The following is a 13,707-nucleotide window of genomic DNA, read 5'->3' as shown; positions in this document are numbered from 1 at the left end:
AGCCGGACGGACCTCAGGTGAAGAAGGGGTTTCCTGCGTCTCACAGCGAGGGTGCCGCAGACCTCATAGGGTTCGGACAGGGGTGTACGCACGGGACGCATGGGACGAACGGGGCGGGAGGGCCGACGGGGCGTGGCGAACGTTGAGCACGGCGGGCAGATGAGCGGGGCCCTGGGGGCGGGGACGGCGGGGACGAGGACGGCGCCGCTGGCGGCGCTCCGGCTCGGCATGTGGCTGATCGCGGCCGTCCTCGCGGTCCGGCAGGTCGCGGTCGTCCTGCTCACCCCCCGAGGCGACCGTCTCACCGACCTGGAGACCTGGGTCGGCACCAACGGTGTGCTACACGTCAACGGCTCGCTGTACGACTCGACCCGGTTCACCGGCACCCCGTTCGGGGGACTGGTCCTCAAACCACTCACCCGGGCGGCCGAACAGTCCCTCGGCTGGGCCTGGACCTTCGGCACGCTCCTGCTGGTCGTCGCGCTCGGCCTGGTCGCCGCACGGGCCCTGCCGCAGCCGGTGAGCCGGCGCACCTCGCTGCTCGCCGCGCCCGTGGCGATCAGCCTGCTGATGCTGTCGCTGCCGGTGCGCAACACCCTCCACCTCGGACAGACCAGCATCATCCCCGTGCTGCTGGTCCTGCTCGGCTGCTTCGCGGTGCGCGGGGAACGCTCCAGCGGCGTGCTGATCGGACTCGGAGCGGCCCTGCAGCCGACCGTCCTGCTGTTCGCGGTGTTGCTGTGGCTCACCGGCCGGCGCCGGGCCGCCGCGTCCACCGCCGTCACCTTCGCCCTGTGCACCGCGCTCGCCTGGGCCGCGATGCCGCACGACTCGTACACCTACTGGGTGCACCATCTGGCGGGAGTCGGCCTCGGCGGCAAGGCGTACGACCACGCCAACCAGTCCCTGCACGGCGCGCTCCTGCGGCTGGGGCTCACCGGAGCGCTGGAGATCGGCCTGTTCCTGGTGCTCGGCGCGGCCGTCGCCGCCGTCGGCCTGCGCCGCGCCGTGCACTACGCCCGCGACGGCCAGCTGCTGCTCGCGGTCGCGATCACCGGATGTGTGGCGGTCGCCGTGTCGCCGACGAGTTGGCAGCACCAGCTGCTGTGGCTGCTGCTCGCGGTGGTCGGCCGGGTCGGTGGGCGGGCCGCCGACCGGTATGTGTGGCCGTTCGCCGTGGTCCTGGTGATGACGCTGCCGGCGACCACCCTGATCCCCAATGTGACGCCGATGGAGCCGCTGGGGGACAACGTCATCCTGCTGGCCGCCCTGGCCGCCGCCTGCGCCGTACCGTTCCTGGACCGGGAGGCGCCCTCCTACCGTGCGCCGCGGCCTTCCGTGCACGCCGCTCCGGTCCCGGCCCGGCTCTCCCGGGTGCCGCTGCTGCCGTTCTGGCGCCGTGTGCTCAGCCGTCCCAACCTGCTGTTCGAACTGCTGCTGATCCGGGTCTGCTACGCCGCCTACTCCTCGGTGCGCCTGGCCGCGACGGGCAGCCGCGCCACCGCGGAGGCGCACGGCCACCGGATCCACATCCTGGAGCAGGTCCTCGCCATCGACATCGAGCGCTGGGTCAACCACACGGTGGTGCGGGTGCCGTGGCTGGAGCACTTCCTCGGCTTCTACTACCTGTCGTTCCACTTCGTGGTGCCGCTGACGATCCTCGGCGTGCTGTACGCCCGGCGGCCGGCGGACTACCGGTGGGCGCGCACCTCGCTCGGCTTCGCCACGCTGCTCGGCCTGCTCGGCTTCTGGCTCTATCCGCTCGCCCCGCCCAGGCTGATGCCGGGTCTCGGCTTCATCGACACCGTGCACGGCGTGCAGGACTTCGCCAAGCCCGACTACGGCGCGATGACCTCGGTCACCAACCAGTACGCCGCCATGCCGTCCCTGCACTTCGGCTGGTCCCTGTGGTGCGGCATCGTGATCGCCGTCCTGGCGCCCCGTTGGTGGATGAAGGCACTGGGTCTGCTCCATCCGCTCTTCACGGTCTCCGCGATCGTCGCGACGGCCAACCACTGGGTGCTCGACGCGGCAGGCGGGGCGCTCGTGGTGGGCGCGGGCTTCGGCCTCACGTATCTGCTCGCGGGGCCGCGGGCCGTCGTGGCGGCCGTCCCGGTCGCCGAACGGACCGGGAGTGTCAGCAGTGCCCCGGCGCTGGTGCGGGACCGTACCGCGAGCTGATCCGGTACACGCCCGGTTCGGTGACCGTCAGCCGGGTGAACTCCCCCTGCCGGGAGAGGCAGCCGCCCCCGGCGCGCAGCCACGGCGAGTAGGCGACCCGGACGGTCACCGGGCCGGGCCGCGGCACCCGGACGTCGAGCTCGGCGCCCGTCGCGCGCAGGACGGACGCGGGCACCGAGACGAGCGGCACCGCGCCGCGCACCCGGTACACCCTCCAGTGCGCGTCCCGCCACACCGGCTCCAGCCAGGCCGGGCGGTGCTCGCGCACCAGCCGCGCCTCCTCCTCGGCATACCCGTCCGGCCTTCCCAGCGGCAGCACGACGAAGCCGACCGCCCAGCGGTCGAGCCAGCGGCGGTAGGTGGCCGCCGAGAACGAGCCGTCGTAGAAGAGACGGCCGCGCTCCATGTCGAGCTGCCGGTTCCAGCCACGGGCGAGGTTCACATGCGGGGCGAGCGCGGTGGCCTCGCGGTGGTTGCGGGCCGGCACCACCTCGACCCGGGTGCGGTCGGCGCCGAGCCCCCGCAGTGTCCGGATCACGCCGCCGGTGTCCGCGGCCCAGGCCGGCACGGCGGTGGAGACCCGCAGGTCGTCGACGGTCTTGCGGCCCACCCAGACGACGCACAGGACCAGTGTCACGATCAGCAGCCCGCGCCGTGGCCTCCGCAGCCGGGGGGTGGTCAGCAGCACGGCGAGCAGCACGGCCGGAGCGAACAGCTCCGCCAGGCGCTCGACGTTCGTCCCGATGGGGGAGGGGATCAGATAGACGAGGACGGTCCCGGCCGCGTACACGGCCCCGCTCCACCGCGCGACCCGCCAGCCGGGCGGGGCCAGCACCGTCACGGCCAGCCCCAGCAGCGCCGGCTGCCAGACCCGGTCCAGTGGCATCAACTGCTCGCCGGTGAACGGGAACAGCAGGGTGGTCATGGCGACCACCGCGAACGGCGGCACCAGCAGCGCCAGGGCGCGCGCCCGGTCCCGTACGAACAGGAAGCCGGCCCCCACCACGGCCAGGAACAGCCCGGCCACCGGGCTCGCCATGGCCGCCAGCGCCGCGTACGCCGCCGCCGGCCCGGGCCGCCGCTGCCGCGTCAGCGGCACACAGGCCGCCAGCCCGAACGCGACGCCCAGCGCGAACGTCGTACGACCCGACGCCACGTCGCACCACAGCGCCAGCGCGGCGAGCAGCGCCGGGCCGGCCGGTCTTCGGACCCCCGCGCGCACGATCAGCACCGCGGCCAGCCAGGAGGAGGCCAGTCCGGAGGCCACGGTGACCGTGCGCACGCCGAACGCGGCCATCAGATAGGGGGAGATCAGGCTGTAGTTGGCGGTGTGCATCCCGCCGTACCAGAAGAGGCCGTACGCCGAATCGCCGTGGTGGGACGCGAACCCGGCCCATGCCTCCTGGGCCGCGAGATCACCGCCGCCGGTGGCGAGGAACAGCCACCACACCGCGTACAGCGGCGCGGTGGGAAGCGTGGCGAGGAGCGGCACCCGATGGCGGTCCAGGAACGCCCGCAGACGACGGTTGCGGGCGGTGGCCGTGTCCTGCGGCCGGACGTGTGACAGTTCGGCAGGGACCACGGGTGCGCGTTTCCGTTCGACGTCTCGGGAGGTGTGGGACGACTGTGCCCCCTGGAAGACGCGAAAGGGAAGGAGAGCGTTCACCCGCCGGTGGGACGCGTGCGCCCGGGGCGGGCCGTGGGGGGAGGCAGGGGCGGGGCGTAGGGGGGATGCCCCTGCCTCCCACGGGACGGGCCGGCGGCGCCGGGAAGCCGACGGCCCGCGCCTGTCACCTGGCGCTGACCCGGAGTTCCTTGACGCCGTTGATCCAGGCGGAGCGCAGGCGGCGCGGGTCGTCGGCCGGCCGGATGTCCGGCATGGCGTCGGCGATCGCGTGGAAGATGAGGTCGATCTCCAGCACGGCCAGGGACTTGCCGAGGCAGTAGTGCGGGCCTCCGCCGCCGAAGCCGAGGTGCGGGTTGGGGTCGCGGGTGATGTCGAAGACGTCCGGGGCGTCGAAGACCTCGGGGTCGTGGTTGGCGGAGGAGTAGAAGAGGCCGACCCGGTCGCCCTTCCTGATCTGCTTGCCGCCCAGCTCGGTGTCCTGCGTGGCCGTGCGCTGGAAGGAGACCACCGGGGTCGCCCAGCGGACGATCTCCTCCGCCGTGGTCGCCGGGCGCTCCCGCTTGTAGAGGTCCCACTGGTCGGGGTGGGTGAGGAAGGCGTGCATGCCGTGTGTGATGGCGTTGCGGGTCGTCTCGTTGCCGGCGACGGACAGCATCAGGACGAAGAACCCGAACTCGTCGGAGGCGAGGTTGCCCTCGCCCTCGGCGGCCACCAGTGTGGTGACGATGTCCTTGGCCGGGCACTGCTTGCGGTCGGCGGCCATGTTCATGGCGTAGGCGATGAGTTCGGTGGCCGACTCGGCGCCCACCTCCTCGGTGATCGCGTACTCCGGGTCGTCGTAGGCGATCATCTTGTTGGACCAGTCGAAGATCTTGGCCCGGTCCTCCTGCGGGACGCCGATCAGCTCGGCGATGGCCTGGAGAGGCAGTTCGCAGGCGACCTGGGTGACGAAGTCGAAGGGGCCCGGGTGGGCGAGGGTGCCCTGGACGATGGCGTGCGCGCGGGCGCGCAGCCTGTCCTCCAGGGCCCGGATGGCGCGCGGGGTGAAGCCGCGCTGGACGATCTGACGGACCCGGGTGTGCTCCGGCGGGTCCATGTTGAGCATGATCAGCCGCTGGGCGTCGATCGCGTCGCGCTCGATGTGCTCGTTGAAGCGGATGATCGCGGTGTTGAGGGAGGAGGAGAAGATCTCCGGGTGCGTGGAGACGTACCTGACGTCCGCGTGCCGGGTGACGGCCCAGTACCCCTCGTCCTGGAAGCCGGCGAGGCCGGCCGGCTGGGCGATCCAGCACACCGGTTCGGCCCGGCGCAGCGCGGCGAACTCCGGGAGGGGCACGCGATGGTGCAGCACATCGGGATCGGTGAAGTCGAACCCGTCGGGCAGCGCTGGACAGGGCATGGACGACTCCCAGCATTCTGACGACCCATCAGGAATTGCCGTGAAGGTAGTAACGGGTTCTACAAGTGGCAAGGGGTGCGGCATCCCCAATTGCGTGCGGAATTCGTGCAGATCACCACTTCGGGGCCTGCAAGACCCTTGCGGCCATGGAGGCGGTGTCAGCAGACTTCAGACAGAACTAGAACGCGTACTAGTTCTGCGTGGCGGGTGGGCCGGGACGCCCGCGCCGCGCGGGTGACCGAGGAGAGGACGAGCCCCCCATGGCCGCGGAACCCGTGATCGTCGAAGCCGTACGCACCCCCATCGGCAAGCGCGGTGGCGCGCTCGCCCATCTGCATCCCGCCTACCTCCTGGGCGAGACCTATCGCGAGCTCCTCGGCCGTACCGCCATCCCCGCCGACTGCGTCGAACAGGTCGTCGGCGGTACGGTGACGCACGCCGGCGAACAGTCCATGAACCCGGCCCGCACCGCCTGGCTGACCATGGGACTGCCGTACGAGACCGCGGCGACGACCGTCGACTGCCAGTGCGGCTCCTCGCAGCAGGCCTCGCACATGGTGGCCAACATGGTCGCGGCGGGCGTCATCGACGTCGGGGTCAGCTGTGGCGTGGAGGCCATGTCGCGGGTGCCGCTCGGCTCGGGGTCCAAGCACGGTCCGGGCAAGCCCTTCCCGGACGAGTGGAACGTGGACCTGCCGAACCAGTTCGAGGCGGCGGAGAGGATCGCCAGGCACCGGGGTCTCACGCGCGAGAACGTGGACTCGCTCGGGCTCGTCTCGCAGGAGCGGGCGGCGATCGCCTGGTCGGAGGAGCGGTTCAAGCGCGAGACGTTCGCCGTGCAGGTGCCCACCACCGAGGAGGAGCAGCGGGCCGGTCAGGGCATGTGGCGGCTCGTGGACCGGGACGAGGGGCTGCGGGACACGTCGATGGAGGCGCTGGCGGGGCTGAAGCCGATCATGCCGACGGCGGTGCACACGGCGGGCAACTCGTCACAGATATCGGACGGTGCGGCGGCCATCATGTGGGCGTCGAAGCGCATGGCCCGGGCACTGAAGCTGAAGCCGCGGGCGCGGATCGTGGCACAGGCGCTGGTGGGTTCGGATCCGCACTTCCATCTGGACGGGCCGATCGACGCGACGAAGGCGGTGCTGGGGAAGGCCGGGATGTCACTGAGGGACATCGACCTGGTCGAGATCAACGAGGCGTTCGCCTCGGTGGTGTTGAGCTGGGCGCAGGTCTTCGAGCAGGACCTGGAGAAGGTGAACGTCAACGGCGGCGCGATCGCGCTGGGACACCCGGTGGGAGCCACCGGGGCCCGGCTCATCACGACCGCGCTGCACGAACTTGAGCGGGCCGACAAGGAGTTCGCGCTGATCACGATGTGCGCGGGTGGCGGACTGGCCACCGGCACGATCATTCAGCGGCTGTAGACGTCCAGGAGACGAAGGCCGAGAAGGCGGCGGGTGCGAGGGTGAGCACCGGGCCGGTGGGCTTCTTGGAGTCGCGCACGGCTACGGTGGCGCACCGGGTTTCGGCGATCTCTACGCAGTTGCCGCCCTGGTCGCCGCTGTACGTCGACTTGCGCCAAGCCAGGGCGCCGATCGGCGCGCATTCGACGCAGTCGCCGCCTTGGTCGCCGCTGTAGCTGGACTTACGCCACTGGATCCCGGTCGGCGTCGAGTTGCTCTCCATAGCGCTCCTCCATCACGCGGCGGATAAGCTCCGCCGAGTCCCTGAGGGAGAGTGCGGCGGCCTGAAGATGATCGTAACGGAGCGAGCAGTCCCTGACGGTGTCCGGGTTCGCCGTTGGGTGCCCGCTGCCGTACCCCTCGGTGTAGACGATGGAGGGATCGTTCACGAAGCGATAGAGGTTGAACGAGCCTTGGAGGCCTGCGTGTGCTCCAGCCGAGAACGGCAATACCTGGATGTTGATACAGGGATTGCTCTCGAATGACAACAGGCGGGCGAGTTGCCCCCGCATCGTCTTCCGGCTGCCGATCTCCTGGCGCAGGGCGGACTCGCTGATGACCGCCCACAAGACTGGCGGCACGTCCTTCTCGAAGATGCGCTGACGGGCCAGTCGTACGGCGGTGCGGTCGTCGAGTCCCGCCTGATCCATGGCGCCGAGAACGGCCCGTACGTATGCGGCGGTCTGGAGGAGGCCGTGCACCACATGCGTCTGGAAGGTACAGATCTCAATGGCCCGCGCCTCCAACTCCGCCACCTGTTGGAACCACGCCGGAAGCTGACTTCGCATCACCAGCGCGACCAGCCGGGACAGTAACCCCCCTGTCCCCAGCGCCGCATCCACCCGCTCGCTGAACTCCGGCGTCGGCAGCTTCCTCGCCGTCTCGATCTGGCCCACCAGCGAACCCGTGTAGTTGACGATGTCCCCGAGCTGCTTCTGCGTCAGCCCGGCGGCCTCTCGATGGCGGCGCAGCTCGAACCCGTAGTAGTCGAGCGGTGAGGCGCCCGGGTCGAGGACGTTGATGTGCGTCACGTACAGCCCCCTCTCGCGCAACTCGGTCCACTGTGGCACCGGTTGCATCCGTTCTGTAGCGCAGAGTAGTCGCGCCAGGTCACCCTCGTACTGTGAACGACTACATTCCCCCGGCCCTCCTGGGCTCCCTCCCCACCCAGTACCGAATGGTCCTCATCGCCGGCGCCCACTCGGCGCGGCACATCCGGCGTGTCGTGCGCTCCTTCCTGCGCGAGTGGGAGATGGCCGATCTCACCGACGCCGCGGAGCTGGGCGTGACCGAGTTGATCGCCAACGTCGTACGGCACGTGCCGGACCGGCGCTGCACGCTCCTGGTGCTGCGGCAGACGACGGGAGTCCGTGTGGAGGTGACCGACGGATCGCGCCAACTCCCCTCGGTGCCGTCGGGGTTGGCCGATGATGCCGAGAGCGGCCGTGGGCTCGCCCTGCTCGGTGCCGTGGTCGACAAGTGGGGGGTGGAGCCAGGGCCCGCGGGCGGCAAGACGGTGTGGTTCGAATGCCGGGCCATGTGAGCTTCGCGAAGTTCACTCCCGCCCCGACGCCGTCACCGCGAGCACGCCCGTCGTCAGGGCGGCGACCAGCAGGGGGAGGGCCAGGCCGTGATGGACCACCAGCCAGCCGCCGAGCACGGCACCCGCCAGCAGGGCGAGTACGGAGGCCGCGCGGCGCGGGGTGCGCTTGCCCGAGCCGCCTGCGATCCGTGAGTCGGAGGCGAGCCCGGCGAGGGTCGTGGTGAGGACGGTCGTGGTCGTCAGGTCGGTCACGCCGAGCTTGCGTACCGTCGCGTTGCGGACGCCCATCGCGAAGGCCGTGAGCGTGATCAGCGCGTAGGCCGTGCCGGTGGTGCCCGGCACGGCGAAGGCGACCGCCGAGGCCGCGCCCAGGAGCACGGCCTCCACCGCGAGGGTCATCCGGGCCCAGGCGCGCCGTGATCCCCCGCCGTACCGCCTCCCCGCGCGTCCGCCCGCCACCGCCCCGGCCAGGAACGCGCCCAGCGAGACGAGGGAGTGCCGCGTGGAGAAGCCCGGAGCCCCGGCGGCGGCGAAGCCGAGCACCACCACGTTCCCGGTCATGTTGGCCGTGAAGACATGCCCAAGACCCAGGTAGCTCACCGCGTCGATGAGGCCGCTGACCACGGTCATCACCAGGAGCGCGGGCACCAGGCGCAGCCCGCGCGCGCCGGGGTCGTGCTGCTCGGCGGCGGTCGTCTCCGACGTCATGGGGCCTCCGGTCAGCGGGACGGGCGCGGTGCCCCCAAGTCCACCACGGACGGCGGCCGCCGACCCGTACGGCGGCCCCGCACCCGGCGCGGCGTGCCGGGTGCGGAGACGCCGAAGGCGGTGACCCCGGATTCGGGGCCACCGCCTGCGCAGTCGCGTGAGATCGGCTCGATCAGTACCAGTGGTGGGTGGACCAGAAGTTCCACGCGCCGGCGGGGCTGCCGTAGCGGGAGTTCATGTAGTCCAGGCCCCACTTGATCTGGGTGGCCGGGTTGGTCTTCCAGTCGGCACCGGCGGACGCCATCTTCGAGCCGGGCAGCGCCTGAACCAGGCCGTAGGCACCGGAGGAGGCGTTGGTGGCGCTGACGTTCCAGCCGCTCTCGTGGGAGACGATCTTGTTGAACGCTTCGAACTGCGTGGCGTCAGGAATCATCTGGTGCGCGATCGCCTGGGCGTTGGTCGCCGAAGTCGGGGTGGCGGCCTGAGCGGGCGCCGAGGTCAGGAGCATGCCGGTCGCGGCGGCGGCCACGGCGGCGGTAGCGATGGCCTTCTTCGGGGAAGCGATGCGGCGGATGAAAGAGACGGACACAGAGAACCTTTTCGTTGGGGACAAGGGCGTCGCGGGCATGCCGGAGCCACGTGGGAGTGGTGGGGGCGTGCGTCGGCGCCGCGGCCCGTGTGGGCTCGTGGCGCTCGGCGACGTCATCCAGAGAACCAGGTGGGCGACTCGTCCGCAATGACCCCTTTTACTAGTTGTGGTCGCATCTGTCGCAAAGACCCCCTGTGTGATCTGGCTCTCAATCCCCAGGTCAGGGGCCTGTTCGACGCGTGCATGCCAGCCATTGGATCTACGGCCGTATGTCGTAGGTGACGGTGGTCACGTGGGGCTCCTCACGGTTTGCGTCACGGACGGTCCGTGAGGGCGTGCGGAGTGTCATGGCGGCGTGTGACCTGCGCCGCACACGGGGGTCTTGGAGTGTGACCGGCGCCGCACACGTGGAGGGCGGAGGTGTGGCCGGCGCCGCACGCACGGAGGCCGGAAGTGTGACCGGCGCCGCACGCACGGAGCCGGAAGTGTGACCGGCGCCGCACGTCAACGCGGGTCGAAGGTGACCGGGCTCTCGAAGGCGGCCCGCCGGGTCGCCCGGCGCAGCGCCCTGAGCACCGCCGGGCCCATGAGGAAGGTCAGCACAACCGTGACGACGGCGCGGCCCAGGTCCCAGCCCAGAGAGGTGGCCAGGCAGTACGCGACGAAGCGAGCGAGATTGGTGGCGATCCCGGCGTGCGGATCGAAGGCGATGTTCGAGGCGAGTGCCCCCATGAAGGGCCAGCCCGCAAGGTTCATCACCGTGCCGTACGCGAACGCGGCCAGGAACCCGTACCCGGCGAGCATCGCCACCTCGCCGCGCCCCCGGGGCCTCCCCCGAGCCCCCGGCTTCGCTCGATCAGGGGGAACCTCCATCGGACCCGGCAGCAGCCCCGCCCCCAGCGTGAACCACCCCATGGCGAGCATCTGGAACGGCAGCCAGGGACCGACCCCGCCCGTCAGCAGCGCGGACGAGAACATCGTCACGGCTCCGAGCACGAAGCCGAACCCGGGCCCGAGCACCCGCCCGCTCAACACCATCAGGAAGAACATCGGCTCGATGCCGGCGGTCCCGGCCCCGATCGGCCGCAGGGCGGCGCCGGTCGCGGCGAGCACGCCCAGCATGGCCACGGCCTTCGGGCCGAGCCCCGACTCGGAGACCGTCGCCGTCACGACGGCGACGAGCAGGACGAGCAGCCCGGCGAACAGCCAGGGGGCGTCCTGGGCGTGCGCGCCGAGCTGCGAGGCGGGATCGGCGAACAGAGGCCAGGTGAAACCCGCGGCACCGACCGCGCTCACGAGGGCGAGCGCGGCGAGGGAACGGGGCCCGAGGCGGACGGGACGGGCCTGGGAGGCCCTGACCGGTCGCGGCCGGGAGGGCCGGGGTGTTGCCGGTTGACGCGGCCTCACGACGACAGCGCCTCCCGGACCTGGCCGACCGTGAGCCACCGCTGTGGGGCCAGGACCTTCGTCACCTGGGGCGCGAAGGACGGGGACGCGACGACCACCTCGGCGGTGGGCCCGTCGGCGACGACCTCGCCGTCCGCGAGGATGACGACCCGGTGGGCGAGTTCGGCGGCCAGCTCCACGTCATGGGTGGCGAGGACGATGGCGTGCCCGTCGGCGGCGAGGCCGCGCAGCACGGCGACCAGACGGGCCTTCGCCGCGTAGTCCAGACCGCGCGTCGGCTCGTCCAGGAGCAGCAGCGGGGGCCTGGCCGTGAGCACGACAGCGAGCGCGAGCGCCAGCCGCTGGCCCTCCGACAGGTCCCTCGGGTGTGTGTCGTCCGGGACGTCCGACAGCAGTTCGGACACCAGGGCCCGGCAGCTGCCGGGTGCGGCGCCCGCGTCGCGGTCCGCCGCCGCGCACTCGGCGGCCACCGTCTCCGCGTACAAGAGGTCCCGTGGCTCCTGGGGGACCAGGCCCACCCGACGTACCAGTTCGCGGGGGGCCGTGCGGTGCGGCACCGCGCCGCCGACCCGCACGGATCCGCGCGCCGGTTCGACGAGCCCGACGAGCGCTGCGAGCAGGGTGGACTTGCCGGCGCCGTTGCGTCCCATGAGCGCGACGGTCTCACCCGGGGCCACGGTGAGATCGACGTGGCGCAGGGCCTCGACGCGGCCGCGGCGCACGGCGAGGGACGCGACGACCGCCGTGGGGTGCGACGAAGGGACGCCCGGCGCGCTGGGCCGGCGCAGGAAACGGCGCGGGGCCGGGACGGCGGGGCGGGAGGCCGACGGCCCGGGAGGGGGAGCCTCCCCCCGCGGGGTCGGACCCGCCACCCCGGCGGTGCCCGCGAGGCGTTCGCGCAGGGGCGCCGCGCGGCGGCGGGCGTCCCGGATCGTCAGGGGGAGCGGCGACCAGCCGGTCAGCCGGCCCAGGGCCACCACCGGCGGGTACACCGGGGAGACGGCCATCATCTCCGCCGGGGTGCCCAGGATCGGCCGGGCGCCGGGGGCCGGGAGCAGGGCGACCCGGTCGGCGTACTGGACGACCCGCTCCAGCCGGTGTTCGGCCAGCAGGACCGTCGTGCCGAGGTCGTGGACGAGCCGTTGCAGGACGGCGAGGACCTCCTCGGCCGCCGCCGGGTCCAGCGCGGACGTCGGCTCGTCGAGGACGAGGACCTTCGGGTGCGGGGTGAGCACCGAGCCGATCGCGACACGCTGCTGCTGCCCGCCGGAGAGCGTGGCGATCGGCCGGTTCCGCAGTCCGGCCAGCCCGAGCAGGTCCAGGGTCTCCTCGACCCGCCGCCGCATGACGTCCGGGGCGAGCCCGAGCGACTCCATTCCGTAGGCGAGTTCGTCCTCGACCGTGTCCGTGACGAAGTGGGACAGCGGGTCCTGCCCCACCGTGCCCACCACGTCCGCGAGTTCGCGCGGCTTGTGCGTACGGGTGTCGCGTCCGGCCACCGTGACACGGCCGCGCAGGGTGCCGCCCGTGAAGTGCGGGACGAGGCCGCTCACCGCGCCGAGCACCGTCGACTTGCCGACCCCGGACGGGCCGACCAGCAGCACCAGTTCCCCCTCGGGCACCTCGAAGTCGACGCCATCGACGGCGGGTTCGGCCGCCGCGTCGTAGGTCACCGAGACGTTCTCGAAGCGGATCACGCGGGCTCCTCGGGGGTGGGGGTGACGAACGCGGGCAGCAGACCGAGCAGCACCGCCCCCGCGGGGAGCAGGGGGAGCTCCGGAGCGGTCAGCGGTACGACACCGGGGCGCAGCGCGGCGGGATCACCGGCGGCGGAGACGACCAGCAGTGCCGCCGCCGCGATCCCGGAACCGGCGACCAGCCATGCCCGTGCGTCCCACACGTCCGGGCGGTAGCGGGTGCGCGGCGAGCGCCGGCCGCCGAGCAGGAGCCCGGCGAGCGCGGCGGTCAGCCCGGCGAGCAGAAGGGGCAGACCGTAGGCGGCGCCTTCCGCGGTCAGCAGTCCGTACGTGCCCGCGCACACGCCGAGCAGACCGCCCAGCGTGAGGGCGGTGGTGGTGCGCCGGACGGCGGGTGGGACGTCGGCGGTGCGGCCGAAGCCGCGCGCGTCCATCGCGGCGGCGAGGGCCACCGAGCGTTCCAACGCGCCCTCCAGCACCGGGAGTCCGACCTGGAGCAGACCGCGCAGACCCCGGTCGGGGCGGCCGCGCAGCCGGCGCGCGGCGCGCAGGCGCCGGATGTCGGCGATGAGGTGCGGGGCGAACGTGAGCGCGACGACGACCGCGACGCCCGCCTCGTACAGGGCGCCGGGGAGGGACTTGAGGAGCCGGGCGGGATTCGCGAGGGCGTTCGCGGCACCCACGCAGATGAGCAGCGTGGCCAGCTTCAGACCGTCGTACACGGCGAAGACGAGGCCCTCGGCGGTGACCCGGCCGCCGACGCGGATGCCCTGCGCCCAGTGGGGGAGGGGCAGCTCGGGGAGGGTGAGGACGGTGTGCGTGCCGGGGACGGGCGAGCCCAGGGCCACGGCGAAGAGGAGACGGACGGCGAGGACGGCGAGGCCGAGCCTGACGAAGGCGGAGTAGGAGCGGGACCAGGGCGCCGAGGTACGGCGGGCCGCGACGACGTAGGCGGACACGGCGACGAGGAGGGCGAGCAGGAGGGGGTTGGTGGTGCGGGTGGCGGCGGTGGCGAGGCCGAGGGACCACAGCCACCAGGCGCCCGGGTGCACGCTCGGCCTGCCCCGGCCGGGACGGGGTGCCATCG

At 72.3% G+C, this 13,707-nt stretch carries 12 protein-coding genes; 3 read left to right on the top strand and 9 right to left on the bottom strand.

Annotated features, from left to right (window positions below; genetic code table 11):
- Window positions 1-132: 132 nt before the first annotated feature.
- Window positions 133-2,181, top strand: coding sequence for a bifunctional glycosyltransferase 87/phosphatase PAP2 family protein (locus ASC56_RS04145; RefSeq protein WP_055489809.1), 2,049 nt, complete (start codon window positions 133-135; stop codon window positions 2,179-2,181).
- Here the strand turns inward: ASC56_RS04145 and ASC56_RS04140 are convergent.
- Both ASC56_RS04140 and ASC56_RS04135 read right to left on the bottom strand, forming a co-directional pair.
- The gene (locus ASC56_RS04140; RefSeq protein ID WP_055489808.1) at window positions 2,138-3,763 is read right to left on the bottom strand and encodes a hypothetical protein; all 1,626 of its coding nucleotides are present in this window, start codon (window positions 3,761-3,763) and stop codon (window positions 2,138-2,140) included. The genes ASC56_RS04145 and ASC56_RS04140 overlap by 44 nt on opposite strands.
- Window positions 3,764-3,971: 208 nt before the next feature.
- Window positions 3,972-5,207 (bottom strand): cytochrome P450, encoded by a 1,236-nt coding sequence (locus ASC56_RS04135; RefSeq protein ID WP_055489807.1) that lies wholly within the window; start codon window positions 5,205-5,207, stop codon window positions 3,972-3,974.
- Window positions 5,208-5,467: 260 nt separating this feature from the next.
- Between ASC56_RS04135 and ASC56_RS04130 the strand changes: the two genes are divergently transcribed.
- The gene (locus ASC56_RS04130) at window positions 5,468-6,637 is read left to right on the top strand and encodes a steroid 3-ketoacyl-CoA thiolase (protein WP_055489806.1); all 1,170 of its coding nucleotides are present in this window, start codon (window positions 5,468-5,470) and stop codon (window positions 6,635-6,637) included.
- Here the strand turns inward: ASC56_RS04130 and ASC56_RS04125 are convergent.
- Window positions 6,621-6,899 (bottom strand): DUF397 domain-containing protein, encoded by a 279-nt coding sequence (locus tag ASC56_RS04125; RefSeq protein WP_055489805.1) that lies wholly within the window; start codon window positions 6,897-6,899, stop codon window positions 6,621-6,623. The genes ASC56_RS04130 and ASC56_RS04125 overlap by 17 nt on opposite strands.
- A complete protein-coding gene (locus tag ASC56_RS04120; RefSeq protein WP_055490154.1) occupies window positions 6,859-7,707 on the bottom strand; it encodes a helix-turn-helix transcriptional regulator in 849 nt (282 codons plus the stop codon). The genes ASC56_RS04125 and ASC56_RS04120 overlap by 41 nt, the downstream gene beginning before the upstream one ends.
- Window positions 7,708-7,799: 92 nt before the next feature.
- Here ASC56_RS04120 and ASC56_RS04115 point away from each other — a divergent pair, with 92 nt between their 5' ends.
- Entirely contained in the window at window positions 7,800-8,219 is a 420-nt protein-coding gene (locus tag ASC56_RS04115; protein ID WP_055489804.1) for an ATP-binding protein, read from the top strand.
- Window positions 8,220-8,231: 12 nt separating this feature from the next.
- Here the strand turns inward: ASC56_RS04115 and ASC56_RS04110 are convergent, their stop codons facing one another.
- The 5 genes from ASC56_RS04110 to ASC56_RS04090 all read right to left on the bottom strand — a co-directional run bounded on the left by ASC56_RS04110 (window position 8,232) and on the right by ASC56_RS04090 (window position 13,705).
- Window positions 8,232-8,927 carry a YoaK family protein gene (locus tag ASC56_RS04110; RefSeq protein ID WP_055489803.1) on the bottom strand — a complete coding sequence of 232 codons (696 nt, stop codon included), beginning with the start codon at window positions 8,925-8,927 and terminating at the stop codon, window positions 8,232-8,234.
- A 172-nt stretch (window positions 8,928-9,099) separates the two neighbouring features.
- Window positions 9,100-9,516, bottom strand: a complete 417-nt coding sequence (locus tag ASC56_RS04105) for a transglycosylase SLT domain-containing protein (protein ID WP_055489802.1) — start codon at window positions 9,514-9,516, stop codon at window positions 9,100-9,102.
- Window positions 9,517-10,020: 504 nt separating this feature from the next.
- A complete protein-coding gene (locus ASC56_RS04100) occupies window positions 10,021-10,923 on the bottom strand; it encodes an ECF transporter S component (protein WP_055489801.1) in 903 nt (300 codons plus the stop codon).
- Window positions 10,920-12,620, bottom strand: a complete 1,701-nt coding sequence (locus tag ASC56_RS04095; RefSeq protein WP_055489800.1) for an ABC transporter ATP-binding protein — start codon at window positions 12,618-12,620, stop codon at window positions 10,920-10,922. Before ASC56_RS04095 ends, ASC56_RS04100 begins: the two co-directional genes overlap by 4 nt.
- Window positions 12,617-13,705, bottom strand: coding sequence for a CbiQ family ECF transporter T component (locus ASC56_RS04090; protein WP_055489799.1), 1,089 nt, complete (start codon window positions 13,703-13,705; stop codon window positions 12,617-12,619). The genes ASC56_RS04095 and ASC56_RS04090 overlap by 4 nt, the downstream gene beginning before the upstream one ends.
- Between the last annotated feature and the right edge of the window lie 2 nt (window positions 13,706-13,707).

The organism is Streptomyces sp. TP-A0356, from assembly GCF_001417775.1.
GTDB lineage: Bacteria > Actinomycetota > Actinomycetes > Streptomycetales > Streptomycetaceae > Streptomyces.
Note: the sequence above shows the minus strand (reverse complement) of the source record. Positions and strands in the feature narration are given on the sequence as shown.